General features: G+C 71.5%; 24 protein-coding genes. 15 read left to right on the plus strand and 9 right to left on the minus strand.

Features of this window, described 5'->3' with window-relative positions:
* Positions 1-78: 78 nt before the first annotated feature.
* Together meaB and ACZ32T_RS18750 are read right to left on the minus strand one after the other, a co-directional pair.
* Positions 79-1,041, minus strand: coding sequence for a methylmalonyl Co-A mutase-associated GTPase MeaB (gene meaB, locus ACZ32T_RS18745; RefSeq protein WP_362936533.1), 963 nt, complete (start codon positions 1,039-1,041; stop codon positions 79-81).
* 28 nt (positions 1,042-1,069) lie between these two features.
* Entirely contained in the window at positions 1,070-2,272 is a 1,203-nt protein-coding gene (locus ACZ32T_RS18750; protein WP_467266019.1) for an acetyl-CoA C-acetyltransferase, read from the minus strand.
* Positions 2,273-2,407: 135 nt separating this feature from the next.
* Here ACZ32T_RS18750 and mce point away from each other — a divergent pair, with 135 nt between their 5' ends.
* The 7 genes from mce to ACZ32T_RS18785 all read left to right on the plus strand — a co-directional run bounded on the left by mce (position 2,408) and on the right by ACZ32T_RS18785 (position 11,924).
* Positions 2,408-2,836 (plus strand): methylmalonyl-CoA epimerase, encoded by a 429-nt coding sequence (gene mce, locus ACZ32T_RS18755; RefSeq protein ID WP_467266021.1) that lies wholly within the window; start codon positions 2,408-2,410, stop codon positions 2,834-2,836.
* 203 nt (positions 2,837-3,039) lie between these two features.
* Positions 3,040-6,831, plus strand: coding sequence for a polarized growth protein Scy (gene scy / locus ACZ32T_RS18760; protein ID WP_467367847.1), 3,792 nt, complete (start codon positions 3,040-3,042; stop codon positions 6,829-6,831).
* Positions 6,832-7,006: 175 nt separating this feature from the next.
* On the plus strand, positions 7,007-7,945 hold the full coding sequence (locus ACZ32T_RS18765) for a coiled-coil domain-containing protein (protein ID WP_356711566.1): 939 nt from the start codon (positions 7,007-7,009) through the stop codon (positions 7,943-7,945).
* An 88-nt stretch (positions 7,946-8,033) separates the two neighbouring features.
* Complete coding sequence (locus tag ACZ32T_RS18770; protein ID WP_467367849.1) at positions 8,034-9,044, plus strand: ABC transporter ATP-binding protein; 1,011 nt, start codon at positions 8,034-8,036, stop codon at positions 9,042-9,044.
* A 5-nt stretch (positions 9,045-9,049) separates the two neighbouring features.
* Positions 9,050-9,829 (plus strand): ABC transporter permease, encoded by a 780-nt coding sequence (locus tag ACZ32T_RS18775; RefSeq protein WP_467266027.1) that lies wholly within the window; start codon positions 9,050-9,052, stop codon positions 9,827-9,829.
* A gap of 113 nt (positions 9,830-9,942) precedes the next feature.
* Positions 9,943-11,064 (plus strand): ABC transporter ATP-binding protein, encoded by a 1,122-nt coding sequence (locus ACZ32T_RS18780; RefSeq protein WP_467367851.1) that lies wholly within the window; start codon positions 9,943-9,945, stop codon positions 11,062-11,064.
* Positions 11,061-11,924 (plus strand): ABC transporter permease, encoded by an 864-nt coding sequence (locus ACZ32T_RS18785; RefSeq protein ID WP_467266031.1) that lies wholly within the window; start codon positions 11,061-11,063, stop codon positions 11,922-11,924. The genes ACZ32T_RS18780 and ACZ32T_RS18785 overlap by 4 nt, the downstream gene beginning before the upstream one ends.
* 15 nt (positions 11,925-11,939) lie before the next feature.
* Here ACZ32T_RS18785 and ACZ32T_RS18790 read toward each other — a convergent pair whose 3' ends face one another.
* On the minus strand, positions 11,940-12,269 hold the full coding sequence (locus ACZ32T_RS18790; protein ID WP_104789162.1) for an ATP/GTP-binding protein: 330 nt from the start codon (positions 12,267-12,269) through the stop codon (positions 11,940-11,942).
* A gap of 215 nt (positions 12,270-12,484) precedes the next feature.
* On the opposite strand from ACZ32T_RS18790, the gene ACZ32T_RS18795 reads away from it, so the two are divergent.
* Positions 12,485-13,516, plus strand: coding sequence for an LLM class flavin-dependent oxidoreductase (locus tag ACZ32T_RS18795; protein ID WP_467266033.1), 1,032 nt, complete (start codon positions 12,485-12,487; stop codon positions 13,514-13,516).
* An 89-nt stretch (positions 13,517-13,605) separates the two neighbouring features.
* On the opposite strand, the gene ACZ32T_RS18800 is transcribed toward ACZ32T_RS18795, so the two are convergent.
* Complete coding sequence (locus tag ACZ32T_RS18800; protein WP_104789158.1) at positions 13,606-13,998, minus strand: SCO5389 family protein; 393 nt, start codon at positions 13,996-13,998, stop codon at positions 13,606-13,608.
* A gap of 257 nt (positions 13,999-14,255) precedes the next feature.
* On the opposite strand from ACZ32T_RS18800, the gene nucS reads away from it, so the two are divergent.
* Positions 14,256-14,927 carry an endonuclease NucS gene (gene nucS / locus ACZ32T_RS18805; protein WP_203182493.1) on the plus strand — a complete coding sequence of 224 codons (672 nt, stop codon included), beginning with the start codon at positions 14,256-14,258 and terminating at the stop codon, positions 14,925-14,927.
* 70 nt (positions 14,928-14,997) lie between these two features.
* Here nucS and ACZ32T_RS18810 read toward each other — a convergent pair whose 3' ends face one another.
* The 4 genes from ACZ32T_RS18810 to ACZ32T_RS18825 form a co-directional block, all read right to left on the minus strand.
* Positions 14,998-17,466: an ATP-binding protein gene (locus tag ACZ32T_RS18810; RefSeq protein WP_467367853.1), complete on the minus strand. Its 2,469-nt coding sequence runs from the start codon at positions 17,464-17,466 to the stop codon at positions 14,998-15,000.
* A 248-nt stretch (positions 17,467-17,714) separates the two neighbouring features.
* A complete protein-coding gene (locus ACZ32T_RS18815; protein ID WP_014154038.1) occupies positions 17,715-18,038 on the minus strand; it encodes an STAS domain-containing protein in 324 nt (107 codons plus the stop codon).
* A 243-nt stretch (positions 18,039-18,281) separates the two neighbouring features.
* Entirely contained in the window at positions 18,282-19,130 is an 849-nt protein-coding gene (locus ACZ32T_RS18820) for a 3-hydroxyacyl-CoA dehydrogenase family protein (RefSeq protein WP_104791876.1), read from the minus strand.
* A gap of 126 nt (positions 19,131-19,256) precedes the next feature.
* Positions 19,257-19,898: a TetR/AcrR family transcriptional regulator gene (locus ACZ32T_RS18825; protein WP_467266038.1), complete on the minus strand. Its 642-nt coding sequence runs from the start codon at positions 19,896-19,898 to the stop codon at positions 19,257-19,259.
* An 82-nt stretch (positions 19,899-19,980) separates the two neighbouring features.
* Here ACZ32T_RS18825 and ACZ32T_RS18830 point away from each other — a divergent pair, with 82 nt between their 5' ends.
* Genes ACZ32T_RS18830 through ACZ32T_RS18840 form a run of 3 tightly spaced genes read left to right on the plus strand, consistent with a single transcriptional unit; the run spans position 19,981 to position 22,110 of the window.
* Positions 19,981-20,763: an ABC transporter ATP-binding protein gene (locus tag ACZ32T_RS18830; RefSeq protein ID WP_467367855.1), complete on the plus strand. Its 783-nt coding sequence runs from the start codon at positions 19,981-19,983 to the stop codon at positions 20,761-20,763.
* Positions 20,764-20,771: 8 nt separating this feature from the next.
* Positions 20,772-21,524: an ABC transporter permease gene (locus ACZ32T_RS18835; RefSeq protein ID WP_467266042.1), complete on the plus strand. Its 753-nt coding sequence runs from the start codon at positions 20,772-20,774 to the stop codon at positions 21,522-21,524.
* A 13-nt stretch (positions 21,525-21,537) separates the two neighbouring features.
* The gene (locus ACZ32T_RS18840; RefSeq protein WP_467266044.1) at positions 21,538-22,110 is read left to right on the plus strand and encodes a cob(I)yrinic acid a,c-diamide adenosyltransferase; all 573 of its coding nucleotides are present in this window, start codon (positions 21,538-21,540) and stop codon (positions 22,108-22,110) included.
* On the opposite strand, the gene ACZ32T_RS18845 is transcribed toward ACZ32T_RS18840, so the two are convergent.
* Positions 22,111-22,668 carry a hypothetical protein gene (locus ACZ32T_RS18845; protein WP_467367857.1) on the minus strand — a complete coding sequence of 186 codons (558 nt, stop codon included), beginning with the start codon at positions 22,666-22,668 and terminating at the stop codon, positions 22,111-22,113. It lies immediately after the preceding gene.
* Between the two features lie 150 nt (positions 22,669-22,818).
* Between ACZ32T_RS18845 and ACZ32T_RS18850 the strand changes: the two genes are divergently transcribed.
* From ACZ32T_RS18850 to ACZ32T_RS18860, 3 genes are all read left to right on the plus strand, one after another.
* A complete protein-coding gene (locus ACZ32T_RS18850; RefSeq protein WP_467266253.1) occupies positions 22,819-24,015 on the plus strand; it encodes a sensor histidine kinase in 1,197 nt (398 codons plus the stop codon).
* A complete protein-coding gene (locus tag ACZ32T_RS18855; protein WP_467266048.1) occupies positions 24,012-24,656 on the plus strand; it encodes a response regulator in 645 nt (214 codons plus the stop codon). Before ACZ32T_RS18850 ends, ACZ32T_RS18855 begins: the two co-directional genes overlap by 4 nt.
* A gap of 160 nt (positions 24,657-24,816) precedes the next feature.
* Positions 24,817-26,697, plus strand: a complete 1,881-nt coding sequence (locus ACZ32T_RS18860) for a glycosyl hydrolase family 18 protein (protein ID WP_467367859.1) — start codon at positions 24,817-24,819, stop codon at positions 26,695-26,697.
* Positions 26,698-26,821: the final 124 nt, after the last annotated feature.

Raw genomic sequence — 26,821 nt, forward strand, 5'->3', positions numbered from 1 at the left:
CCTGTCAGGCGGGGAGAACGGTCCTTCCGGACACGGCGGGTGCGGCTCCCGGGCGGCCCGCACGCCGCCCGGGGGCCGTCAGTTCCCGCCGGTGAGTCCCGCGACCAGCTCGTCCGCCGCCGCGTACGGGTCGAGGCCTCCGGCCACGATCCGTTCCGCGAGGGCGTCCAGCCGGCGGTCGCCGTGCAGATCGGCGATCCGCTCGCGGAGCGCGGTGACCGCGATCGTCTCGACCTCGCGGGCCGCACGCGCCGTGCGCCGCTCGGCCAGGACGCCGTGCTCCTCCATCCACGCCCGGTGCTTCTCGAGGGCCTCGACCACCTCGTCGAGCCCCTCGCCCCGGGCGGCGACCGTCTTCACGATCGGCGGCCGCCAGTCGCCGGGTCCCCGGGACTCGCCCAGGCCCAGCATGTGGTTGAGCTCGCGGGCGGTGGCGTCCGCGCCGTCCCGGTCGGCCTTGTTGACGACGTACACGTCGCCGATCTCCAGGATTCCGGCCTTGGCCGCCTGGATGCCGTCGCCCATGCCCGGGGCGAGGAGGACGACGGAGGTGTCGGCCTGGGAGGCGATCTCCACCTCCGACTGGCCCACCCCCACCGTCTCCACCAGGATCACGTCGCAGCCCGCCGCGTCCAGCACCCGGATCGCCTGCGGCGCCGACCAGGCGAGGCCGCCCAGGTGCCCCCGGGTGGCCATCGAGCGGATGTAGACGCCCGGGTCGGAGGCGTGCTCCGACATCCGGACCCGGTCCCCGAGGAGCGCGCCCCCGGAGAACGGCGACGACGGGTCGACGGCCAGGACGCCGACCCGCTTGCCGGCCTTCCGGTAGGCCGAGACCAGGGCCGAGGTCGAGGTGGACTTCCCGACCCCCGGCGATCCGGTCAGGCCGACGACGTAGGCGTGGCCGGCCAGCGGCGCCAGGGCGGCCATCACCTCACGCAGCTGCGGCGAGGCACCCTCCACCAGGGAGATGAGCCGGGCCACCGCACGCGGCCTGCCCTCACGTGCCTGCTCGACCAGGGTGGGGACGTCCACCTTCACGCTCGGCCTCCTCGCTCGCTCGTACGGACTACTTGCCCGGTACGCGGATGATCAACGCGTCGCCCTGGCCGCCGCCGCCGCACAGCGCCGCCGCCCCGGTGCCGCCGCCGCGCCGCTTCAGCTCCAGCGCCAGGTGCAGCACCACACGGGCGCCGGACATCCCGATGGGGTGGCCGAGCGCGATCGCGCCGCCGTTGACGTTGACCTTGTCGGAGGTGACGCCGAGGTCCTTCATCGACTGGACCGCGACGGCCGCGAAGGCCTCGTTGATCTCGATGAGGTCGAGGTCCTCGACGCCGATGCCCTCCTTCTTCAGGGCGTGCCGGATGGCGTTGGACGGCTGCGACTGGAGCGAGTTGTCCGGGCCCGCGACATTGCCGTGGGCTCCGATCTCGGCGATCCAGTCCAGGCCCAGGGCCTCGGCCTTCGCCTTGCTCATGACGACGACGGCGGCGGCGCCGTCGGAGATCTGCGAGGAGGTGCCCGCCGTGATCGTGCCGTCCTTGGTGAAGGCCGGGCGCAGCTTCCCCAGGGACTCGGCGGTCGTCTCGGGGCGGATGCCCTCGTCCTTGGCGAAGAGGACCGGGTCGCCCTTGCGCTGCGGGATCTCGACGGGGGTGATCTCGGCCTCGAAGATGCCGTTCTTCTGCGCGGCGGCGGCGCGCTGGTGGGACTGGGCCCCGATCTCGTCCTGGTCGGCGCGGGCCAGGCCGAGGCGGGTGTTGTGCTTCTCGGTGGACTCGCCCATCGGGATGTTCTCGTAGGCGTCGGTCAGGCCGTCGTACGCCATCGAGTCGAGCATCTCGACCGCGCCGTACTTGTATCCTTCGCGGGACTTCGGCAGCAGGTGCGGGGCGTTCGTCATGGACTCCTGGCCGCCGGCCACCACGACGTCGAACTCACCGGCGCGGATCAGCTGGTCCGCGAGGGCGATCGCGTCGAGCCCCGAGAGGCACACCTTGTTGACTGTGAGCGCGGGGACGTTCAGCGGGATGCCCGCCTTGACGGCCGCCTGGCGTGCCGGGATCTGCCCTGCCCCGGCCTGGAGCACCTGGCCCATGATCACGTACTCGACCTGGTCCCCGCCGATGCCGGCCCGGTCCAGCGCCGCCTTGATGGCGAAGCCTCCGAGGTCGGCTCCGGAGAAGCTCTTCAGCGAGCCGAGGAGACGGCCCATGGGCGTCCGGGCGCCCGCGACGATCACTGAGGTGGTTCCGGTCGTTCCTGACATGAGGCGCAGCCCCTTGGGATCGGTTGTGAACGAGGGTTTACCTGAATGTACTGAGCGGTACGGCGCCCGTCATCCGGCTGTCGGTGTGATCGCGCGCACGTTGCGTAACCATCCCCGGGGCGCTGCACTGGTTCCATGCTGACGCGAATCGACCACATCGGAATCGCCTGTTTCGACCTCGACAGGACAGTCGAGTTCTACCGCGCGACCTACGGCTTCGAGGTGTACCACTCCGAGACCAACGAGGAGCAGGGTGTGCGCGAGGCCATGCTGAAGATCAACGGCACCTCGGACGGCGGTGCTTCGTACCTCCAGCTCCTGGAACCGACCCGTGCGGACTCCGCCGTCGGCAAGTGGCTGGAAAAGAACGGTGAGGGCGTGCACCACATCGCGTTCGGGACCGCCGACGTCGACGCGGACGCGGCGGACATCGGCGGGAAGGGCGTACGGGTGCTGTACGACGAGCCCAGGACCGGGTCGATGGGCTCGCGGATCACCTTCCTGCACCCCAAGGACTGCCACGGTGTGCTGACCGAACTGGTCACCTCGGCGACCGAGCACTGACCCGGCCGGTACCCGGCCCGGTAGAGTGGGCTGCTCCGGGCCGGGACCGGGGCGGGGCCGCGCCGCGTCCTCGCCGTTGATCTGTCACCATTCCCCGGGGGACCGCTCACCGCGAGCGGTACTCGCATGGAGAATTGCGACCAGGGTCGGGGTATCCCCTGCTCGAACGAAGTTGAGAGCTCGGGGAAGGATGGGACCGCGCAGTGCGGGGCTACGAAAGCCAGCAGATCCACCGAGCTGACGACCATCTCTCGCGGTTCGAAGCCGAGATGGACCGGCTGAAGACCGACCGGGAGAAGGCCGTCCAGCACGCCGAGGACCTCGGCTACCAGGTCGAGGTCTTGCGCGCCAAGCTGCACGAGGCCCGGCGCAATCTCGCGACCCGTCCCGCACACGACAGCGCGGACATCGGCTACCAGGCCGAGCAGATGCTGCGTAACGCCCAGATCCAGGCCGACCAACTGCGCACCGACGCCGAGCGCGAGCTGCGCGAGGCGAGGGCTCAGACGCAGCGGATCCTGCAGGAGCACGCGGAGCACCAGGCCCGGCTGCAGGCGGAGTTGCACGCCGAGGCCGTGCAGCGGCGGCAGCGGCTCGACCAGGAGCTGGCGGAGCGCCGGCAGACCGTCGAGTCCCACGTCAACGAGAACGTCGCCTGGGCCGAGCAGTTGCGGGCCAGGACCGAGTCCCAGGCCCGCCGCCTCCTGGACGAGTCGCGCACGGAGGCCGAGCAGTCGCTGGCCGCCGCCCGCGCCGAGGCAGCCCGGCTCGCGGACGAGACCCGCCGGCGCGTCAACTCCGAGGCGGAGTCGGCCCGTGCCGAGGCCGAGGCCACGCTGCTGCGGGCCCGCAGGGACGCCGAGCGGCTGCTCGACGCGGCCTCCACGCAGGCCCAGGAGGCGACCACTCACGCCGAGCGGCTGCGTTCGACGGCCACCTCCGAGACCGAGCAGACCCGGCAGCAGACCGCGGAGCTGAACCGCACCGCCGAGCAGCGCATGCAGGAGGCCGAGACCCGGCTGCGCGAGGCACGGCTGGAGGCGGAGAAGGTCCTCGCCGAGGCGAAGGAGGCCGCGGCCAAGCGGCTGGCCGGCGCCGAGTCGCAGAACGAGCAGCGCACCCGTACGGCCAAGTCCGAGATCGCCCGCCTGGTCGGCGAGGCCACGAAGCAGGCCGAGACGCTCAAGGAAGAGGCCGAGCAGGCGCTAGTCGACGCCCGGGCTGAGGCCGAGCGGGTGGTCGCGGAGGCGGCCGAGAAGGCCCGCACGCTGGCCGCCGAGGACGCCGCGGCCCAGCTCGCCAAGGCCGCCCGTAGCGCCGAGGAGGTCCTGACCAAGGCCTCCGACGACGCGAAGTCGACCACCAGGGCGGCCGGCGAGGAGGCCGACCGGATCCGCCGTGAGGCCGAGGCCGAGGCGGACCGGCTGCGCGGCGAGGCCGCCGAGCAGGCCGACCAGCTCAAGGGCGCGGCCAAGGACGACACCAAGGAGTACCGGGCCAAGACCGTCGAGCTGCAGGAGGAGGCCCGCCGCCTGCGCGGCGAGGCCGAGCAGCTGCGCTCCGAGGCCGTCGCCGAGGGTGAGCGGATCCGTGGCGAGGCCCGCCGCGAGGCCGTCCAGCAGCTGGAGGAGGGTGCCCGCACCGCCGAGGAGCTGCTCACCAAGGCCAAGGCCGACGCCGAGGAGCTGCGGACCTCCGCGAGCGTCGAGAGCGAGCGCGTCAGGACCGAGGCGGCCGAGCGCGCCGCCACCCTGCGCAAGCAGGCCGAGGAAGCGCTGGAACGCAGCCGCGCCGAGGCCGAGAAGGTGCGCGCCGAGGCAGAGGAGCAGGCAGCCGCCCTGACCGCCGCCGCGGAGACCGCGGCCGCGGCCCTGCGGGAGGAGACCGAGCAGGCCATAGAGGCCCGCAAGGCCGAGGCCGCCGACGAGCTGACGCGGCTGCACACCGAGGCCGAGTCCCGGGTCACCGCCGCGGAGGAGGCGCTCGGTCAGGCGCGTACGGAGGCGGAGCGGATCCGCCGCGAGACGAGCGAGGAGTCCGAGCGGCTGCGCGCGGAGGCCGCGGAGCGGATCCGCGCGCTCCAGGAACAGGCCACGACGGAGGCCGAGAGCCTGCGTACGGAGGCCGCCGCCGACGCCGCGCAGTCCCGCGCCGAAGGCGAGTCCGTGGCCGTACGGCTGCGCACCGAGGCCGCGGCCGAGGCGGAGCGGCTGAAGACCGAGGCGCAGGAGAGCGCCGACCGGGTCCGTTCCGAGGCGGCGGCAGCCGCCGAGCGGGTCGGCGCGGAGGCGGCCGAGGCCCTGGCCGCCGCCCAGGACGAGGCGAACCGCCGCCGGCGCGCCGCCGAGGAGGCGCTCGGCTCGGCGCGTGCGGAGGCCGAGCAGGAGCGCGAGCGCGCCCGCGAGCAGAGCGAGGAGCTCCTCGCCTCCGCCCGCAAGCGGGTGGAGGAGGCCCAGGCCGAGGCCCAGCGGCTGGTCGGGGAGGCGGAGACCCGGGCCTCCGAGCTGGTCTCGGCCGCCGAGCAGACCGCCCAGCAGGTGCGGGACTCCGTGGCCGGGCTGCAGGAGCAGGCCGAGGAGGAGATCACCGGGCTGCGTTCCGCCGCCGAGCACTCGGCGGAGCGGACGAGGACCGAGGCGCAGGAGGAGGCGGACCGGGTCAGGTCCGACGCCTACGCCGAGCGCGAGCGGGCCGCCGAGGACGCCAACCGCGTCCGGCAGGTCGCGCACGAGGAGGCGGACGCCGCCAAGGCCCTGGCCGAGCGGACCGTGTCGGAGGCCATCGCCGAGTCGGAGAAGCTGCGCTCGGACACCTCGGAGTACAGCCAGCGGATGCGTACGGAGGCCTCCGACGCCCTCGCGTCGGCGGAGCAGGACGCCTCGCGTGCCCGCGGCGAGGCCCGTGAGGACGCCAACCGGATCCGGTCCGAGGCCGCGGCGCAGGCCGACCGGCTCATGGCCGAAGCGACGACCGAGAGCGAGCGGGTCCGCGCCGAGGCGACCGAGCAGTCGGAGCGATTCGTCGCAGAGGCGACCGACGAGGCGGAGCGGCTGCGCGCGGAGGCGGCGCAGACCGTCGGTTCGGCGCAGGAGCACGCGGCCCGCACCCGCGAGGAGTCGGAGCGGCTGCGTGCCGACGCCGAGTCCGCGGCGGAGCAGCTGCGCGCGGAGGCCCGCCAGGAGGCGGACCGGCTGCTCGACGAGACACGCGAGGCCGCGGCGAAGCGCCGTGCCGACGCGGCCGAACAGGCCGACCAGCTCGTGGCGAAGGCCCAGGAGGAGGCGCTGCGCGCCGCCACCGAGGCCGAGCAGCAGGCCGACAGCATGGTCGGCGCCGCGCGCAACGAGGCGGTGCGGATCACCTCGGAGGCGACGGTCGAGGGCAACACCCTGGTGGAGAGGGCCCGTACGGACGCGGACGAGCTGCTCGTCGGCGCCCGCCGGGACGCCACCGCCACCCGGGAGCGTGCGGAGGAGCTCAGGGCCCGCGTCGAGAGCGAGATCGAGGAGCTGCACGAGCGCGCCCGGCGTGAGACCTCCGAGCAGATGAAGACCGCGGGGGAGCGCGTCGACAAGCTGATGAAGGCCGCGACGGAGCAGCGCGCCGAGGCCGAGGCACAGGCCAAGGAGCTGCTGGCGGACGCGAATTCGGAGGCGAGCAAGGTCCGTATCGCCGCCGTGAAGCGTGCCGAGTCGCTGCTGAAGGAGGCCGAGACGAAGAAGGCCGAGCTGACCCGGGTGGCCGAGAAACTGCGCGCCGACGCCCAGGCCGAGGCGGAGCAGATGGTCGACGAGGGCCGCCGGGAGCTGGACCTGCTGGTCCGCAGGCGCGAGGACATCAATACGGAGATCTCCCGTGTCCAGGACGTCCTGGAGGCGTTGGAATCTTTCGAGGCTCCGGGGGGAACGGGTAAGGCGTCGGGCGGCGGTTCCGGGGGCGTCAAGGCCGGTGCCGCGGCGGGCAACCGGTCGGGCGGCAAGGCGTCGGACGGGTAGCCGCGCCCGTACTTCGCCATGAACATTCAGACCTTCGGGTCGCAAGCTCTCCGGGGGTCAGCCACTCAAAAGGGGTGTCATTCTCCATACCAAAGCGGCATCTTCACGTTGACACGCCGTTCCGGCCCCTAGGATTCCCTCTAACACCTCACCGGTCTCATTCGACAGGAACCCCATGAGCGACCCTTCCTCCCCCTTCGGCTTCGAGCTCGTGCGACGTGGATACGACCGCGGTCAGGTGGACGACCGCATTACCAAAATCGTCGCCGACCGTGACAGCGCTCTCGCACGGATCACCTCTCTGGAAAAGCGCATCGAGGAGCTCCACCTCGAAACGCAGAACGCCCAGGCCCAGGTCAACGACGCCGAGCCGTCGTACGCCGGGCTCGGTGCACGCGTGGAGAAGATCCTCCGTCTCGCCGAGGAGGAGGCGAAGGACCTGCGTGAGGAGGCCCGCCGCGCGGCCGAGCAGCACCGCGAGCTGGCCGAGTCGGCCGCCCAGCAGGTGCGCAACGACGCGGAGACGTTCGCCGCGGAGCGCAAGGCGAAGGCCGAGGACGACGGCGTCCGCATCGTCGAGAAGGCCAAGGGCGAGGCGAGCACGCTCCGCACCGACGCCCAGAAGGACGCCCAGCAGAAGCGCGAGGAGGCGGACGCCCTCTTCGAGGAGACCCGCGCCAAGGCCGCCCAGGCCGCCGCGGACTTCGAGACGAACCTCGCCAAGCGGCGCGAGCAGTCGGAGCGCGACCTCGCGTCCCGTCAGGCGAAGGCCGAGAAGCGCCTCGCCGAGATCGAGCACCGCGCCGAGCAGCTCCGCCTGGAGGCCGAGAAGCTCCGTACGGACGCCGAGCGCCGGGCCCGTCAGACGGTGGAGACGGCTCAGCGTCAGGCCGAGGACATCGTGGCCGACGCGAACGCCAAGGCCGACCGGATCCGCAGCGAGTCGGAGCGCGAGCTGGCGGCGCTCACCAACCGCCGCGACTCGATCAACGCCCAGCTGACCAACGTCCGCGAGATGCTGGCGACGCTGACGGGTGCCGCGGTCGCCGCCGCCGGCTCCCCGGCGGAGGACGAGTCCGCCACCCGTGGCGTCCCCGCCCAGCAGACCCGCTGAGTGCGGCACGTACATCAGCTGTACCCCTTGCGTGCCCGGTTCCGCCTTTGTGGTGGCGCCGGGCGCGCGGCCGTTCTAGCGTGAGCGCATGATCGAGCTCGACGGCCTCACCAAACGCTTCGGCAACAAGGTTGCCGTCGACCATCTGTCATGCCAGGTCAGACCGGGCATGGTGACGGGTTTTCTCGGCCCCAACGGGGCGGGGAAGTCCACCACCATGCGGATGATGCTCGACCTCGACAACCCGACCAGCGGCACGGTGCGGATCGACGGCCGTCCCTACCGCGACCTCCAGGAGCCGCTCAAGCACATCGGGGCCCTGCTGGACGCCAAGTCGATGCACGGCGGGCGCAGCGCGTACAACAACCTGCTGTGTCTGGCCCAGAGCAACCGCATCCCGGCGAGCAGGGTCTCGCACGTGCTGGACACGGTCGGTCTGACCGCGGTGGCGAAGAAGAAGTCCAAGGGCTTCTCCCTCGGTATGGGCCAGCGGCTGGGAATCGCCGCGGCGCTGCTGGGCGACCCCGAGATCCTGATGTTCGACGAACCCGTCAACGGTCTGGACCCGGAGGGAATTCACTGGATCAGGAATCTGATGAAGACCCTGGCGTCGGAGGGCCGGACGATCTTCGTCTCCTCACATCTGATGAGTGAGATGGCGCTGACCGCGGATCATCTGATCGTCATCGGGCAGGGCAAGCTGCTCGCGGACACCTCGATGGCCGACTTCATCCACGAGAACTCCCGCAGTTTCGTGCGGATGCGCTCCCCCGAGCAGGAGCGCCTTCGCGACCTTCTCCACGCGGAGGGCATCGTCGCGGTCGAGTCGGGCAACGGCACGCTGGAGATCGACGGGGAGGCCCCGGAGCGGCTCGGTGACCTCGCCGGCCGGGCGGGGATCGTGCTGCACGAGCTCAGCGCCCAGCGGGCCTCGCTGGAGGAGGCCTTCATGCAGATGACCGCGGGCTCCGTGGAATACCACGCCCACTCCGAACAGGGCGGTGACCGGCCGCCACCGCCGGTGGGCCCGCACTGGGGCGACCAGTGGAACCAGCAGCAGGCCGGCGGCGTCGTCGGCGACGGCACGAAGAGGGTGTGACGGCGATGGCATCGGTACCCGCGGTCCTGAATTCCGAGTGGACCAAGATCCGTACGGTCTCGTCGACCACCTGGACGCTGATCTCCGCGTTCCTCGTCACGGTCGCCATGGGCGCGGCCCTGAGCGCACTGCTGAACAGCCAGTTCGACGATCTCTCCGCCGCCGAGCAGGCCACCTTCGACCCGACCTTCGTGAGCTTCTCGGGCATGGTCCTGGGGCAGCTGGCGATGGTCGTCTTCGGCGTCCTGGTGGTGGGTACGGAGTACAGCTCCGGCATGATCCGCACCTCGCTCTCCGCCGTGCCGCAGCGCGGGTCGTTCCTCTTCAGCAAGATCGCGGTGGCCGGCGTCCTGGCCCTGGTGGTCGGTCTCGCCACCAGCTTCGTGACGTTCTTCCTCAGCCAGGCCCTCCTGGGTGACCGCTCCACCGGCATCGGCGAGGAGAACGTGCTGCGCGCGGTCTTCGGCGGCGGCATCTACATGGGCCTGATCGCGATCTTCTCGATGGGCGTGGCCACGATGCTGCGCAGCTCCATGCTGTCGCTCGGCATCCTGATGCCGTTCTTCTTCCTCGTCTCGCAGATCCTCTCGGCGGTCCCCGGTGCCAAGAGCGTGGCCCGCTACTTCCCCGACCAGGCCGGCTCCAAGATCATGCAGGTGGTCCCGGACGCCATGAACAGCGATCCGGCGCCGTACGGCCCGTGGGCCGGGCTGGGGATCATGGCGCTGTGGGTGGTGGCGGCGCTGGCCGGCGGCTACCTGGTGCTGAAGAAGCGGGACGCGTAGCACCGTACGGCTTGGCCGGAACCGCCGGCGGCTGGTTATCCTCCTAACTCTTGACGGGGGCGCGCGGCCGCGGGCCTGGGCCCCGACGACAGATAAGTCGATGGGGCTGGAGAATGATCGAGGCAGTCGGCCTGACGAAGCGCTACGGCGCCAAGACGGCCGTGCACAACCTTTCCTTCCAGGTGCGGCCAGGTGCCGTCACGGGGTTCCTCGGTCCCAACGGGTCGGGCAAGTCCACCACCATGCGCATGATGCTCGGCCTGGACCGGCCGACGTCCGGACACGTGACGATCGGCGGCCACGCCTTCCGCAGCCTTCCCAACGCCCCGCGCCAGGTCGGGGCGCTGCTCGACGCCAAGGCCGTGCACGGCGGGCGCAGCGCGCGTAACCACCTGTTGTGCCTGGCCCAGCTGGCCGGCATCCCGGCGGCCCGGGTGGACGAGGTCCTCGGCGTCGTCGGGCTCCAGGACGTCGCGAAGAAGCGGTCCAAGGGCTACTCCCTGGGGATGGGCCAGCGGCTCGGTATCGCGGCGGCGCTGCTCGGCGACCCGCAGGTGCTGCTCTTCGACGAACCGGTCAACGGTCTCGATCCCGAGGGCATCCTCTGGGTCCGCAACCTGATGAAGCAGCTGGCCTCCGAGGGCCGCACGGTCTTCGTCTCCAGCCATCTGATGAGCGAGATGGCGCTCACCGCCGACCATCTGATCGTGATCGGGCGCGGGCAGCTGCTCTCCGACATGAGCATCAAGGAGTTCATCTCCGCCAACTCGGCGGACTTCGCGCGGGTGCGGGTCCCGGACGACCGGCCCCAGGAGCGGGAGAAGCTGACGGCGTCGCTGGCGGAGGCGGGCGCCGGGGTGATGCACGAGCCGGACGGCGCCCTGCGCGTCACCGGGCTGCCGCTCCCCCGGATCAGCGAGCTGGCCCACGCGTCAAACGTCCGGCTGTGGGAGCTCTCGCCGCACCAGGCGTCGCTGGAGGAGGCGTACATGCGGATGACGCAGGGCGCCGTGGACTACCGCTCGACGGCGGACGCCAAGGAAGGTCTCCAGCCGCCGCCCCCCGCCTACGGACCGCCCGGTCACGCGCCCGTCCCTCCTCCGCCGGAGGTCCCGCAGCAGGGCTGGTACGCCCCGCCGCCCCCGGGACAGAACCCGTACGCCGCCGCACCGCCGGCCGGGCCCGCGCGGACCGCGGACCGGCCCGAGCGCAGGACCAGCGAGGACCCCCGATGACCACGACGCCGCCCCCGCAGGCGCACCAGGCCCCCCAGCAGCCCCGGCCGGGCCAGGGCGGTCCGCCCGGCCTGTACGCCTCGCCGATCCCCGTCCGCACCCCCGGCCTCGGTGACGCCATCGCCTCCGAGTGGACGAAGATCCGCTCCGTGCGCTCCACCGTGTGGACGCTCGGCGTGATGATCGTGCTCCTCGTCGGCATCGGACTGCTCACCGCGTTCACCGTGAGCATCTCGGACGCGCCTCTGGACGACACCCCCGTGCTCAGCCTCGGCTTCTTCGGCGTGCTGCTCGGCTCGATCTGCGTGATCACTCTCGGCGTGCTGACCATCGCGTCGGAGTACGGCACGGGGATGATCCGTACGACGCTCACCGCGTGCCCGAGCCGGGCGCGGATGCTGATCGCGAAGTCGATCGTCTTCTTCCTGCTCGCCTTCACCATCACCACGGTCACCACGGGGATCGTCGGCGTCCTCCAGACGGCCATGCTGGACGGCGCCACACCGGACGCCGGTTTCTGGGTGCGCTCGACGGTGGGGATCGGTCTCTACGTGGCGACGCTCGGGCTGCTCTCGCTCGCGGTCGGCACGATCATCCGGCACTCGGCGGGCGCCATCACGATCATGATCGCGGTGGTGCTGCTCCCGCTGGTGCTGGCGATCTTCATGTTCTCGCCGACACTCAGCAGCGTGCAGGAGGCGCTCTTCGAGTACTCGATCCCCAACCAGCTCGGAGCGATGTACAACACGTCGGTGACCACGTCGGGGCCCACGGACTGGGAGCCGCTGTGGATCATCCTCGGCGTGACCGCGGTGGTCATGGCCGGCGCCTTCGCGTCGCTGGACCGGCGGGACGTCTGACCCGGAGGCCGCCGCTCAGTAGCGCGGAGCGTTCCTGGACCGCTGCACCCGTGTGGTGCGGCGGTCCTTCGCGTTCCAGCAGGCCTTGTGCCAGTGCCTGCGGTCGTCGATCCCGCCGAACTCGGGCCAGGCGACGAGGTGCGGGACACCCGACGGGATCTCCTGGTCGCAGCCGGGGCAGCGGTAGCGCTTGCCCGCCGCGCTCGCGCCGCTCACCGGGCGCACCGACCACTCCTCGCCCTGCCAGCTCTCCGTGGCGCCGCCCCCTCCGTAGCGCTCCCCCGCCTCTCGTGGGCTGCCGGTGGGACTCTCGCCGCCTCGGGGGCGGTTGCGGCGCGGGGACACGGGACACCTCACGGGACGGGCACGGGGCGGATTGTTCCGTCCAGCCTAGAGCCACCGGCGGCTGACCAGCGTCGGGAGTGGCGGATGTCCACCCGAGGGGCGGGTGGGTTACCGGAAAATCGCAACAACTTCGCCCTGGACCGTGCCTTTGGCACGTGTCAGACGTTGTTGCCGGTAGAGGGACAGCCGCGTCGGCCGCTAGGAGGTAACAGGCGATGCGCGTAGGAACATTCGTACTGGCAGCTCAGTTTCCGGGCCAGGGGCAGGGTGAGGCCCTGCACCGGGCGGTCCGCTCCGCGGAAGTCGCGGAGGAGGCCGGGCTCGAATCCGTCTGGCTGGCGGAACACCACTTCGTGCCGTACGGGGTGTGCCCGTCCGCCACGACACTGGCCGCCCTGCTGCTCGGCCGCACCCGCAGGATCCGTGTGGGCACGGCGGTGAGCGTGCTGCCGAGCCAGCACCCGGTAGCGCTCGGCGAGCAGGCCGCGCTGCTGCATCTGACCAGCGGCGGGCGCTTCTCCCTCGGGGTGGGGCGCGGCGGGCCGTGGGTCGACCTGGAGGTCTTCGGCGGTGGCCTCGACGCTTACGAGAAGGGCTTCCCCGAGGCGCTGGATCTGCTGCTCGACTGGCTGGACAAGCCCCGGGTGGCGGGGGGCGGGGAGCGTTACGGCTTCCGCGAAGTGGCCGTGGTCCCCCGCGCCGACGAGCTCCTCGGGGACGGTCCGCCGGGGCCCGAGGTGATCGTCGCGTGCACGTCGCCGAAAAGCGTGAAACTCGCCGCTGAAAAGGGTTTGCCGATGCTCCTCGGGATGCACTGCGGCGACGAGGAGAAGGCCGACATGGTCACGCTCTGGCGTTCGGCGGCCCGGGAGGCCGGTCAGCCGGCGGAGGTCGCGGAGCGGGTAGCACATGTGTCCGCAGGGGTGGCCCAGATCTCCGACCGTCCGGCGGACGCCGTGGAGACGCTCGTGAAGGCGATGCCGGGCTGGCTGCGTCAGGGGCTCGACGCCCATGTGACGGTCGACGGGCGGCACCGGGTGATGCGCGACCCCGTGGCCTACACCGAGTTCCTCTGCGGCCTGCATCCGGTGGGTCCGCCCCGTTTCGCCGCCGACCGGCTCGCGGCCACGGCTGAGCGCACGGGCATCACCCGCTTCGCGCTCATGGTCGAGGGCTCGGGAGATCTCGCGGCGACGGAGACCAATGTGGAGCGGCTGGGCACGGAAGTGCTGCCGTTGCTGGTGTGAGCTGTTCACGCCGGTGGTCCTGGTGGTGCGGGAGCTGCCGCTCCGGAGCCAGTTGCACCTCCCGCGGCCCGAAGCGGCAGCAGAAGCGCTCAGCAGTCCCGCAGCTCGGGCGACTGGTTGAGCAACTGGCCTCTCACCGAGGTGAATCGGGCCAGCCGCTCGTCGACCGAGTCGTCCAGCGGGAACACCGCGACGCGGTGGCAGTTCTGGAATGCCAGACGCACTCCGAAGTGCCGCTGCAGCGCGCCGCGTATCGCATCACTCGCGAGCGCACGCAGCAGCTGACCACGTGCCTGCTCGTCCGGCGGGGGCGTCTGGTTGTCGGCGAACTCTCCGCCGTCGACCTTCAGCTGGGCCACCAGGGAGCTGATCATCTCCCATGCGTAGGGCAGGGAGGTCCGGACGCAGTCGACGAAGTCGGCTTCGTCGACCTCGCCTCGCTCGGCCTGTTCCAACAGGGCCGGTGAGACGTCGAGCGACATGGGTTCTCCTCTCGCGACCCCGGCGGAGCGCCGGGGCCTTACGGGCAGGGCAGGACGGCGACGCTGTGTACACAGACGGCGACCTCCTGCTTCCACGTTAAGCGTGCAGTCCGGGCCGCACCAGGAGATTGGGAACACAACCGGCCAATAACGAACGGTCGCAAAGAGGGGCAAGACCGATCGGGCCCGGTCGGGAGGTGCCACTGAGGAGGGCGGGAATCGCGTGGACCGTGGGTCGTCGAGTAGCGTTGCCGACCATGCGTCTCGTCATCGCCCGTTGCTCCGTCGACTACGCGGGCCGGCTCACCGCCCACCTGCCCTCCGCCCCCCGTCTGATCCTGGTGAAGGCGGACGGCAGCGTCTCGATCCACGCCGACGACCGGGCGTACAAACCTCTCAACTGGATGTCGCCGCCGTGCACCCTGAAGGAGGGCGCCGACGACAGCGCGGGCGTCTGGACCGTGGTGAACAAGGCGGGCGAGAAACTGATCATCACCATGGAGGAGATCCTCCACGACTCGTCGCATGAGCTGGGTGTCGACCCGGGGCTCATCAAGGACGGCGTGGAGGCGCATCTCCAGGAGCTGCTCGCCGACCGCATCGAGACGATCGGCGAGGGCTACACCCTGATCCGGCGTGAGTATCCGACCGCGATCGGCCCGGTCGACATCCTGTGCCGTGACGCGGACGGTGCGACGGTGGCCGTGGAGCTGAAGCGCAGGGGCGACATCGACGGTGTGGAGCAGCTGACCCGCTATCTGGAGCTGCTCAACCGTGATCCCCATCTGGCTCCGGTGCGGGGTGTGTTCGCCGCCCAGGAGATCAAGCCGCAGGCCCGGGTGCTGGCCACGGACCGTGGGATCGGGTGCCTGGTCCTCGACTACGACGCGATGCGGGGCATCGAGGACGACAAGCTGCGGCTGTTCTGACCCGGGGCTGCCGCCCGCTCACCTACCGCCGTACGGCCCGCTTGTCCGGAGCCGTACGGCGCTTTCGTGTTCAGGCCACCGTCGGGGAGGCCGAACCGCTCTCCGTCGCGGAGGCCGTGACGGTCTCCGCCGGGCCGCTCGCCGAGTTGGAGGTCTCCGGCTCCGTCGTCGGGGTGTCCGTCGGGGTCGGCTCGTCGGTGGGTGTCTCGGGCGGGGTCTCGGTGGGGGTCCCGGGCCCGGACTCGGACTCGGTGGGCTCGGGCGTCGACTTCGTCGGCTCGGGGGCTTCCTCCGACGGCGAGTCCTCACCCGTGGGGTCACCGCTCGACGGGGAGCCCGATCCCGGGGTCGTGCCCGGGCTCGAGGTGCCCGGAGAGGGGCTGCCGCTCGTGGACGGGGCGGTGGTGCCCGACGGGCTGGGGGACTCGGATCCGTCGGCCGTACCCTCGTCGGTGGCCGGGTCACCGGTCGGCTCGTCGGCGGGGAGACCGTCCTCGCTGTCGTCCTCGTTCGCCGACTGTTCGGTCGTGACGTTCTGGCCGTCCGGCTCCTCGCTCCCCGAAGTGGCTCCCAGGGTCACGACGGTGCCGAGCACGGCTGCCAGCAGCGCGCCCGCGCCCACGGCGACGAGATTGCGCCGGGCGCCCCGGAGCACTCCCATGCGCCCGGTGGGCGGGCCGGGGGGCGGCGGGTCCTGACGGCTGATCAGGGTCGCTGAGGTGTCCGTCAGCCGGGGGAAGAGGGGCATGGCCGCCGGAATGCCGCCGGGGGGCGAGGCCGACTCGTCGTGGCGCGGGGCCGGCACCTCCTCGCCCGCCGGAGTGCTCAGTATCGGTTCGCCCGAGCGGTCACCTACGAGGGCGAGTGCCCGGCGTCCGGCCACCGCGCCGGGCTTGTCGGCGAGCGCCCCGCGCATGCCGATGGATGCCTCCAGCTCGGCCCTGGCGCGGTCCAGATTGCCGGCACAGAGCGCGAGGACGCCCAACTCATGGTGGAAGTAGGCCTCTTCCGCGACCTCACCGGCGATCCTCGCGGCCTCCAGGCCGGTCCTGAGAGCCTTCTCCCAGGCGCCCCACTGCATTCCCGCCGCGAAGGCGGGAGCGGCGCTGCGGGCCAGCAGGACGGCCACGCTGGTCTGTCCCGGTGCCTCGCCGGGGACGAGGCGGGTCATCGAGGCGAGGAGGGCGTCCGCCTCGGCGACCGCCCGCTCCGGGGTGACGGAGGGGTGGCCCGCCCACCAGGCGTAGTGCTGGGCGGCGCTGCGGGCATGGGCCTCCGCGCTCTCGTCGTATCCGCTCGCCTCCAGCTGGGCCAGCACCCCGGCGGCCAGCCGGTAGCGGGGGCCGGCCGGGGAGAGCAGGCCGCTGAGGGCCAGCTCGCCCAGCGCGGCGTCGGCGTGGGTGTCGCCCACGAGGGCCGGCAGGTGCGCCTGGTGCGGTACCTCACCGCCGAGCGCGACGGCGAAGCGCAGGGTCTCGCGGGCGGCCTCGCTCAGCCGGGACGCGAGCAGGGCCGCGGGCGCGGCGCCCTCGCCGAGGCTGGGGAGCGGGAGGCTCACGTCCTCGGTCCGGCCGAAGGGGGCGTCGGCCGGGTCGTCGTCGTAGCCGTCGAACGCGTCCTGCACGGGGCGCAGATCGTCGCGCTGGCGCAGCAGGGCGCCCGCCTGGACGAAGCGCAGCGGCAGCCCCTCGGACTCGAACCAGAGGTCTCCCGCCCAGTTCGCCTCGTCGTCGGTGAGCGGGCGCTCCACGACGTGTTCCATCAGCTCGATCGAGGCGCTGCGGCCGAGACCGGTGAGGAAGACCTCTTCGAGGTTCGCGTCGGGTCCGGGCGCGGGCACCTCGGGGGTCGCGCCGAAGAGGAACGCGCACTCCGGGGTGGCGTCGAGCAGCTCCTGGAGCGCGGCGCCGCCGAGCTCCAGGTCGTCGACGACCACGACGGCGCCGATGCCGTGGACGAGCGCGAGGAGCCCTTCTCGGTCGGGCCGGTGCAGCGGGGCGCGGTGGACGGCCTCGAAGAGCCCGTACAGCAGCTCGCCGGCGGTCCTCTTGTATCCGGAGAGCCGTACGACGCCGTCCGGTGCCAGGTCCGCGCAGTCGGCCGCGACGGCGTCCAGGAGGGCCGTGCGCCCGGACCCGGCCGGCCCGGTGAGGCACACCGAGCGCCCCCGGGCGAGCAGCCGTACGAGTCGCTCGCGCTCCTCCTGGCGTTCCAGGAGGGGCGTCTGCGGGGCGGGCGGCCCCGGGGGGACCGGTGGCGCGGCGGCGCGCTCGCGCTCCACGCGCTGGGCGGCGGTGTGCCGTACGGGCGGGTCGGGCCGCTCCCCCGGCGGGCAGGGCTCGATCTCGCTGCCGTCGACCGGGTTGACGGTGAGCAGGAAGTCACCCGCGATCAGCTGCACCGTGCGCGACTGCTGAGGTGTCTGGTGCCCGAGGTCGGGCGTCAGCGGGTCGCGGGACTGCCGCCGCCGCCCGGCGTCCTCGCCGGGACGGTCGGCTCCGTGGCCGTACTCCTCGGGTCCCCGGTTGGTCGGGTCCATCGTCTAAGTCCCCCAGACGCGCAGCGCGCGGTTGCCCCCTCCGGCCTCGCACGCCCCGCTGTCGCTCCCGGTCCGGTGTCCGCCAGTGGGTCCTCGTCGATCGGCTGACGGCCGAACCCTAAACCTTCGCACAGTATCTACGATCCGGTGGGTGGCCGCGCGGCTCCCCACATCACATTCTCGTGAGGATTGTGCGCGTATCTCCGCTCCCGGGCGGCGCGGGCCGGGCGGGGGCCCCGCGGTTCCCGTCAGACGCGTGGCAGGGAGTCCGCGGCGAGCCCGCCCTCGATCGCCAGGATCCTGTGCAGCCTCGTCGCGACCAACAGGCGCTGCATCTGCGGCGGCACACCGCGCAGTACGAGCCGCCGGCCGGCCCGGCCGGCTCTGCGGTGCGCGCCCATGATGACGCCGAGTCCGGTGGCGTCCCACGAGTCCAGCTCGGTCAGGTTCAGCACGAGGTCGCCGGCTCCGTCGTCGACGGCCGAGTGCAGAACCGTACGGGCGTCCGCCGCGCTTCGGACGTCGAGGCGGCCCCCGACGACCAGCTCGGCGTGGTCGCCCCTGATGTGCATATACGCTCCCCGGAACTCTCCGCAGCAAGGTCGGTCTGTCTGGTTTCTCTTTCTGCCTCTGCCACAACTGACTGCCGCAGCGACAGGGAAGTTGCCGTCTGTAAGCGAACCGATACCGAATTCACCCCGAGGGGTGAAGCAGGTCCGGCGGTACCCGCTGGATCCGGGCGCCGGGCGGCGCCCGGATCCCGGGTCCCCGACTCTGACTGACGGCGCATCAGGCAGCCGGGGACCCGGTCGTGATCAGTAGGTGTAGAAGCCCTGCCCGCTCTTGCGCCCGATGTCACCTGCGTCGACCATCCGGCGCATCAGTTCCGGAGCGGCGAACTTCTCGTCCTGGGACTCGGTGTAGATGTTGCCGGTCGCGTGCAGGAGGATGTCCACGCCGGTCATGTCGGCCGTGGCGAGCGGGCCCATGGCGTGTCCGAAGCCCAGCTTGCACGCGGTGTCGATGTCCTCGGCCGAGGCGACGCCCGACTCGTACAGCTTGGCCGCCTCGACGACGAGCGCCGAGATCAGCCGGGTGGTGACGAAGCCCGCGACGTCGCGGTTGACGACGATGCAGGTCTTGCCCACGGACTCGGCGAACTCCCGTGCGGTGGCGAGCGTTTCGTCACTGGTCTTGTAGCCGCGCACCAGCTCGCAGAGCTGCATCATCGGGACCGGCGAGAAGAAGTGCACACCGACGACCCGCTCCGGGCGCTCCGTCACGGCCGCGATCTTGGTGATCGGGATGGCGGAGGTGTTGGAGGCGAGGACGGCGTCCTCCCGCACGACCTTGTCGAGCGTGCGGAAGATCTCGTGCTTGACCTCGAGCTTCTCGAAGACGGCCTCGACGACGACGTCGGCGTCCGCCACGGCGTCGAGGTCGGTCGTCGTGGTGATCCGGGCGAGCGCGGCCTCGGCGTCGGCCGCGTCCAGCTTGCCCTTGGCGACGAACTTGCCGTAACTGGCCTCGATGCCGCCACGCCCGCGGGCCAGGGCCTCGTCCGTGACATCACGCAGCACGACGTCCCAGCCCGCCTGGGCGGAGACCTGCGCGATACCGGACCCCATGAGTCCGGCGCCGATGACGGCGAGCTTCCTGGCCACGTTCGCACCCCAATGCTTCTCAGTTGTTCGCATGCTCTCCGGCGGAGATTAGTACCCGTGAGGGGCCCTGAGGCCCCGAAGAGATGCGCGTCACGTCTCACATGACGGACATCACACCGGCCGGTGTCACGCGGCGGCGCGCCGCGCGTAGTTGAGCACCTTCTCGCCGAGGAGCTCCTCCATGTCGTCGAGCAGGGCGAGCGCGTCCCGGGAGACCTCCTCCGGCTTGCGGCCGGCGACCATCTCGCGGCCGATGTACGCCATGAGCGTGCTGTGCACCCAGGAGAGCTGACCGGCCACCAGGTCCGGGAGCGGGTCGCCGGCATCCGCCCGGGACTCCTCCCGCAGGGTCGTCTCCAGCCGGAGCTGGGCCTCCTGACCGATGTGCCAGAGCCGGGCCTTGAGGGTGTCGGCGCCTTCGATGACCCGCATGAAGCTCGCGTAGCCGTCCATGAGTCCGACCGTCGGCGAGACGCCCTCCACCTGGATCCGCAGTTCACGCAGGACGGCCTCGGCGGCCGACTCGCCCGTGTCGCGGCCCCGGACCCAGCGCGGGAGCCGGTCGACGATGCCGCTGCCGCGGTCCAGGAAGAGGTCCTCCTTCGCGGGGAAGTAGTTGTAGACGGTGTTCACCGAGACGTCGGCGGCCTGGGCGATCTCGGCGATCGTGACCGCGTCGAAGCCCCGCTCCACGAAGAGCCCGGTGGCCACGTCCGAGAGGTGCTGCCTCGTCCGGCGCTTCTTCCGCTCCCTCAGTCCCTCAGCCATGGACCCATCCTACGGAGGCCGTGGTGTCTCTATAATTTTGGAGAGATTGCAATTTTTAAGTCACTCTGTTTTTGTGGTCGCTATGCCAATCATCAGCACGTCCGGGCTCGCCCGGACCTTCACGACCAGGACCGGGCCGGTCCATGCCGTGCGTTCGGTCGACCTGGCCGTCATGCCCGGTGAGATCGTCGGCCTCCTCGGCCCCAACGGCGCGGGCAAGACCACCACCCTGCGGATGCTCACGACGCTGCTCGCCCCCACTGGCGGCGCGGCCACGGTCGCCGGCTGCGACCTGACGGCGGACCCGGCGGGCGTCCGCGAGAAGTGCGGTTACGTCGCGCAGTCCGGCGGGGTGGACCCGCACGTCACCGTGCGGGAGGAGCTGGTCACCCAGGGGCGGTTGTACCGGCTGGGCAAGGCCGACGCCGTCGCGCGCACGGCCGAGCTGGCGGCCCGCCTCGGCCTCGACGGCCTGCTCGACCGCAGGACGGCCGCGCTCTCCGGCGGCCAGCGCCGCCGCCTCGACATCGCGATGGGTCTTACCCACCGCCCCGCCGTTCTCTTCCTCGACGAGCCGACCACCGGGCTCGACCCGGGCAGCCGGGAGGACCTGTGGGACCTGGTCCGGGGCCTGCGGGACGACTTCGGCACGACGGTCGTGCTCACCACCCACTACCTCGACGAGGCCGACGCCCTCGCTGACCGGCTGGTCGTCATCGACGGCGGCCTGGTCGTCGCCGAGGGCGCACCGGCCGCGCTGAAGACCGAGCACGCCGGCTCGCCCGACGCCTCGCTCCACGAGACCTTCCTGGCGATCACCGGGCGGGCCCCGAGCTCCGCCGAGGCCGCCCCCATCGCCGTATAGGACGTCCCATGCCGCTTCTCCGCGACACCTCACTGATCTTCGGCCGGTACGTCCGGCAGACGCTGCGCTCCCGGTTCCAGATCTTCTTCGGGATCCTGATGCCGCTGCTCTACCTGTTCTTCTTCGGCCCGCTCCTCACGGGCCTCCCGCTCGGCTCCGCCGGTGACTCCTGGCAGGTCCTGGTGCCCGGACTGCTGCTCCAACTGGGCCTCTTCGGCGCTTCGTTCGCCGGGTTCTCGATCATCATCGAGAAGTCGACGGGGGTCGTGGAACGCATGCGCGTGACCCCCGTCAGCCGGTTGGCCCTCCTGCTCGGGCGGGTCCTGCGGGACGCCCTGCTGTTCATGTTCCAGGCCGTGCTGCTGGTGCTCGCCGCGCTGGTGATGGGGCTGCGCGCGCCGCTGCCCGGGGTGGTGATCGGCTTCGCCTTCGTGGGCCTGCTGACCGTCTCGCTGGCCTCGCTGTCGTACGCCCTGGCCATGAAGGTGCGTACGCCGCAGGAGTTCGGGCCGGTGATCAACTCGCTGACCATGCCGGCGATGCTGCTCTCCGGACTGATGCTGCCGATGACGCTCGGCCCCGCCTGGCTGGACGTCCTGTCGCACTTCACGCCGTTCCGCTACCTGGTGGACGCGGTGCGGGACGCGTACGTCGGCTCGTACGCCACGGCGCACATGCTGTACGGGGTGCTGGTGGCGCTCGCGTTCGCCCTTCTGGCTGTGACGGTCGGCACGCGTGTCTTCCGCAGGGCCGGAGCGTAACTACGCTGACCCCATGGTCAATCTGACGCGCATCTACACCCGTACCGGCGACAAGGGCACCACCGCCCTCGGCGACATGAGCCGGACCGCCAAGACCGATCTGCGGATCGCGGCCTACGCCGACGCCAACGAGGCCAACGCCGTCATCGGTACGGCCGTCGCGCTCGGGAACCTCTCCGAGGACGTCGTGAAGGTCCTCGTCCGTGTGCAGAACGACCTGTTCGACGTGGGCGCCGACCTGTCCACGCCGGTGGTGGAGGACCCGGAGTACCCGCCGCTGCGGGTCGAGCAGTCCTACGTCGACAAGCTGGAGGCGGACTGCGACACCTTCCTGGAGGAGCTGGAGAAGCTTCGCAGCTTCATCCTCCCCGGCGGGACCCCGGGCGCGGCGCTGCTGCACCAGGCCTGCACGGTCGTGCGGCGGGCCGAGCGCTCCACCTGGGCGGCGCTGGAGGTGCACGGGGACGTGATGAACGCGCTGACCGCGACGTATCTGAACCGCCTCTCCGACCTCCTGTTCATCCTCGCGAGGACGGCGAACAAGGAGGTCGGCGACGTGCTGTGGGTGCCGGGCGGCGAGCGCTGATCAGCGGCCCGCCCCGACGCGGTCCTCGGGTTGCCGCTTGGGCCACAGCGTGTAGCCCACGGCGATGACCAGGTTGATCCCGATCACCCAGAGCATCTTCTGCTGCCATGCCTCCAGCGAGCCGGTGTCGCCGTCCCCGCCGACGTACCAGATGGCCGCCTGGAGCAGGGCCGTGGCGGTCCCCGCGGCCACGGTCCAGCGGCCCGCGGTGCGCCACTCGTGGGCGGCCCGCGCCATCCCGTACTTCGGGGGCTTCACCGGCGGCGGGCCGCCCGCGAAGCGGTGGGCGACCCTGGCGTCGACCCACTTGATGGTGGAGTGGCCGAGCCCGACCGTGAAGCCGATGTAGACGGCGGCGAGGCCGTGCTTCCAGTCCGGCTCGGCGCCGTTCTTCAGGTCCATGGCCGTCACCACCAGCAGGACGACCTCCAGCAGGGGCTCGCACAGCAGGACGGCGGCGCCCAGCCGCGGCTTCCGCGCGACGTACCGCAGCGCGAGTCCGGCGGCCAGCAGCACCCAGAATCCGACCTCGCAGAGCACGATCAGTGTGACGATCACGGCACTTCCCCTTCCGTCCTCTCCAGGCTCCCTTCCGTACGGCGCCGGATCGTCGTCGGCAGTGACGAAACGTGACTGCATCCTTCGATGTACACACGCCTCACCCCGCGTACGGACGTGGTGCGGGCCCGAGCCGTGTTGGATGAGCGGGTGTTCTCCCTTGCGCGCCCGCATCGCGACGACGTCCTGCTCGCGGTCACCGGGCTGTCCGGCGGTGTGATCCTGTGGCTGATCGGTGTCCATATCCAGAACGGCCGGCTCTTCGACGTCCCCTGGATGTCCCTGCTGCCGCTCGTGGTGATGTCGGCCCTCGAACTGCTACGGCGCAGCGCCCCGCTCACCGCTCTGGCGGTCGGCACCCTCGCCCTGGTGGCCGACCAGTTCACGGTGGGGAGCCTCGCGACCCTGCTGTTGTTCACGGACCTCGTGTACGCGGCGGTGCTGTACTCCACGCCCGCCGCCTCACGCCGCATCCCGGTGATCACGCTGCTCGTCACGGTCGCCACGACGGTCGGCTTCATCGCCTGGGCCCCGTCGGCGGACGCCGTACTCATCGGGATCGTCGTCGGCATGGTCTCCTTCGGCCCGGCCCTCACCGGCGCCGCCGTGCGCAACCACCGGGACGCGGCGGAGGCGGCCCGGCTGCGTGCCGACCAGACCGCGCTGCTGGCGGAGATGGACCGGGTGCAGGCGGTGACGGCCGAGCGTTCCCGGATGGCCCGGGAGCTGCACGACATGGTCGCCAACCATCTCTCCGCGATCGCCATCCACTCCACCGCCGCACTCTCCATCGACGATCCGGGCACCTCCCGCGAGGCCCTCGGGGTGATCCGGCAGAACAGTGTCGACGGGCTGGCGGAGATGCGGCGCCTGATCGGGCTGCTGAGGGAGAGCGGCGCGGCCGGGCCGCCGAGCGCGGCCCCGACCCTCGCCTCCCTGGACGTCCTCGTCGGCCAGGCGGGCGCGAACTCCGCGTCCAGCGGGCTCACCATCACCCTGGACGACGTCCGCGAGGAGTCCGGGCCGCTGCCCGCACCGGTGGAGCTCGCGGCCTACCGCATCGTGCAGGAGTCGCTGACGAACGCGTTGAAGCATGCGGCGCCCGGTCCGGTGGCGGTCCGGCTGGAGCGTGCGCGCGGGGTGCTGAGGGTCGAGGTGAGCAGTGTGCTGGGCGATCGGCCGGGACCGCGCGCACCCGGTTCGGGGGCCGGTCTGGTGGGAATGCGGGAACGGGTGGCGCTGTTGGGCGGGGGTATCGAGGCCGGGCCTGAACCCCGGGGCGACGGCACGAAGATCTGGCTGGTGCGGGCCGAACTGCCCGTCGGGAAAAGGACGTACCGCTCATGACGATCCGGGTGCTGGTCGCGGAGGACCAGTCGGCGGTGCGCGCGGGGCTGGTGCTCATCCTCGGCAGCGCTCCGGACATCGAGGTGGCGGGCGAGGCGGCCGACGGGGAGGAGGCCGTGCGCCTGGCCCGTGAACTCCGGCCGGACCTGGTGCTGATGGACGTGCAGATGCCCCGGCTCGACGGGGTGTCCGCGACGCGGCAGGTCGTGGGTGAGGGGCTGGCGGACGTGCTGGTGCTGACCACGTTCGACCTGGACGAGTACGTCTTCGGCGCGCTGCGCGCCGGCGCGTCGGGCTTCCTGCTGAAGAACACCGACGCGAAGGACCTGCTCGACGCGGTCCGCACGGTGGCGCGGGGCGAGGGGCTGATCGCCCCCGCCGTGACGCGCCGTCTGATCGCGGAGTTCGCCGGGGCGGCGCCCACGCGCACGGCCGATCCCGCGGTGCTGGACGCGCTGACCCGGCGGGAGCGCGAGGTGCTGGGATGTCTCGGCGAGGGGCTGTCCAACGCCGAGATCGCGGAGCGGCTGTCGATGGCGGAGGCTACGGTGAAGACGCACGTCAGCAGGCTGCTCGGCAAGCTGGAGCTGCGCAGCCGGGTCCAAGCGGCCGTACTCGCTCAGGAGTTGGGGCTCCGATGACGGTTCCGGAACTTTGGTCTGGACCTCTTGACGATTGGTCCAGACCTTCCTAATCTCACCGGACACACGCTGCGGTGAGTACGCCATGACAAAGCGGGCTCAGGGCGACGCAGGGTTTGACGGACCACCCCGATTGCCGGACCTCACCCGAGGAGCACCGTTGAGCACTGACAACCCCGTACGCCTCACGCGTCTGAGATGGAGACGCGCTGCCTCCGCACCCGCCAGGTCGAGGACGGTCGCGGCCCTCACCGCGCTCCTGCTCCCCCTCGCCGCGATGGTCGGCCTGGCCTCTCCGGCCGAGGCCGCCACGTCCGCGACCGCCACCTACGTCAAGAAGTCCGACTGGGGCAGCGGCTTCGAGGGCCAGTGGACGGTCAAGAACACCGGCACGACCGCCCTCTCCTCGTGGACGATCGAGTGGGACTTCCCCTCCGGCACCGCGGTCGGCTCCGCCTGGGACGCCGCCGTCACGAGCTCCGGAACCCACTGGACCGCCAAGAACCTGGGCTGGAACGGCACGGTCGCACCCGGCGCCAGCATCAGCTTCGGCTTCAACGGCACCGGCACCGGCTCCCCCACCGGCTGCAAGCTGAACGGCGCCTCCTGTGACGGCGGCAGCGTCCCCGGCGACAGCGCCCCGTCCAAGCCCGGCACCCCCACCGCGAGCGGCATCACCGACACCTCGGCGAAGCTCAGCTGGGCCGCCGCCACCGACGACAAGGGCATCAAGAACTACGACGTCCTGCGCGACGGCGCCAAGGTCGCCACGGTGACCACGACGACGTACACCGACACGGCCCTCACCAAGGGCACGGACTACTCGTACACGGTGCAGGCGCGTGACACCGCCGACCAGACCGGCCCGGTCAGCGCCTCGGTCGCCGTCCGCACCACCGGCACCACGGACCCGGGCCCCGGCCCCGGCGACAAGGTCAACCTCGGCTACTTCACCGAGTGGGGCGTCTACGGGCGCAACTACCACGTCAAGAACCTGGTGACCTCCGGCTCCGCCGAGAAGATCACGCACATCAACTACGCGTTCGGCAACGTCCAGGGCGGCAAGTGCACCATCGGTGACGCCTACGCCGACTACGACAAGGCCTACACCGCCGACCAGTCGGTCGACGGCGTCGCCGACACCTGGGACCAGCCGCTGCGCGGCAACTTCAACCAGCTCCGCAAGCTGAAGGCCGAGTACCCGCACATCAAGATCCTCTGGTCCTTCGGAGGCTGGACCTGGTCCGGCGGCTTCGGTGCCGCGGCGCAGAACCCGGCCGCGTTCGCCCAGTCCTGCCACGACCTGGTGGAGGACCCCCGCTGGGCCGATGTCTTCGACGGCATCGACATCGACTGGGAGTACCCCAACGCCTGCGGTCTGACCTGTGACACCAGCGGCCCCGCCGCGCTGAAGAACCTCTCCTCGGCGCTGCGTACGGAATTCGGCTCGGACTACCTCGTCACCGCCGCCATCACCGCGGACGGTTCCGCGGGCGGCAAGATCGACGCCGCGGACTACGCCGGCGCCGCGCAGTCCTTCGACTGGTACAACGTCATGACGTACGACTTCTTCGGCGCCTGGGCGGCCAAGGGCCCGACGGCCCCGCACTCCCCGCTGAACTCGTACAGCGGCATCCCGCAGGAGGGCTTCAACTCCGCCGCGGCCATCGCCAAGCTGAAGGCCAAGGGCGTCCCGGCGAAGAAGCTGCTCCTGGGCATCGGCTTCTACGGACGCGGCTGGACCGGCGTCACCCAGGCAGCACCCGGCGGAACGGCGACGGGTGCGGCCCCGGGAACGTACGAGGCCGGCATCGAGGACTACAAGGTCCTGAAGAACAGCTGCCCGGCCACCGGCACGATCGCCGGGACGGCGTACGCCCACTGCGGCACCAACTGGTGGAGCTACGACACCCCGGCGACGATCACGTCCAAGATGGCCTGGGCGAACAGCCAGGGCCTGGGCGGGGCGTTCTTCTGGGAGTTCAGCGGTGACACCGCGAACGGTGAGCTCGTGAGCGCGATGGACAACGGCCTCAACTAACCCCTACGAGGCAGTCGCACCCCCGAAAAGCGCCGGGGAGACAGGTCCGCCCCCTGTCTCCCCGGTTTTCGCATGTCTACGGGCCCCAGGCCACATTGACTCTCCCCCAGACTCCGTCCGGGGG

This window comes from Streptomyces sp. NPDC023573, assembly GCF_055559735.1.

Coding starts and splice junctions, on each gene's coding strand:
- ACZ32T_RS18815 (WP_014154038.1), bottom strand. CDS start 18,038: ATGCACATCAGGGGCGACCACGCCGAGCTGGTCGTCGGGGGCCGCCTC.
- ACZ32T_RS18855 (WP_467266048.1), top strand. CDS start 24,012: ATGACGATCCGGGTGCTGGTCGCGGAGGACCAGTCGGCGGTGCGCGCG.
- mce (WP_467266021.1), top strand. CDS start 2,408: ATGCTGACGCGAATCGACCACATCGGAATCGCCTGTTTCGACCTCGAC.
- ACZ32T_RS18775 (WP_467266027.1), top strand. CDS start 9,050: ATGGCATCGGTACCCGCGGTCCTGAATTCCGAGTGGACCAAGATCCGT.
- ACZ32T_RS18795 (WP_467266033.1), top strand. CDS start 12,485: ATGCGCGTAGGAACATTCGTACTGGCAGCTCAGTTTCCGGGCCAGGGG.
- nucS (WP_203182493.1), top strand. CDS start 14,256: ATGCGTCTCGTCATCGCCCGTTGCTCCGTCGACTACGCGGGCCGGCTC.
- ACZ32T_RS18835 (WP_467266042.1), top strand. CDS start 20,772: ATGCCGCTTCTCCGCGACACCTCACTGATCTTCGGCCGGTACGTCCGG.
- ACZ32T_RS18780 (WP_467367851.1), top strand. CDS start 9,943: ATGATCGAGGCAGTCGGCCTGACGAAGCGCTACGGCGCCAAGACGGCC.
- ACZ32T_RS18840 (WP_467266044.1), top strand. CDS start 21,538: ATGGTCAATCTGACGCGCATCTACACCCGTACCGGCGACAAGGGCACC.
- ACZ32T_RS18765 (WP_356711566.1), top strand. CDS start 7,007: ATGAGCGACCCTTCCTCCCCCTTCGGCTTCGAGCTCGTGCGACGTGGA.
- ACZ32T_RS18825 (WP_467266038.1), bottom strand. CDS start 19,898: ATGGCTGAGGGACTGAGGGAGCGGAAGAAGCGCCGGACGAGGCAGCAC.
- ACZ32T_RS18770 (WP_467367849.1), top strand. CDS start 8,034: ATGATCGAGCTCGACGGCCTCACCAAACGCTTCGGCAACAAGGTTGCC.
- ACZ32T_RS18810 (WP_467367853.1), bottom strand. CDS start 17,466: ATGGACCCGACCAACCGGGGACCCGAGGAGTACGGCCACGGAGCCGAC.
- ACZ32T_RS18830 (WP_467367855.1), top strand. CDS start 19,981: ATGCCAATCATCAGCACGTCCGGGCTCGCCCGGACCTTCACGACCAGG.
- ACZ32T_RS18800 (WP_104789158.1), bottom strand. CDS start 13,998: ATGTCGCTCGACGTCTCACCGGCCCTGTTGGAACAGGCCGAGCGAGGC.
- ACZ32T_RS18750 (WP_467266019.1), bottom strand. CDS start 2,272: ATGTCAGGAACGACCGGAACCACCTCAGTGATCGTCGCGGGCGCCCGG.
- ACZ32T_RS18785 (WP_467266031.1), top strand. CDS start 11,061: ATGACCACGACGCCGCCCCCGCAGGCGCACCAGGCCCCCCAGCAGCCC.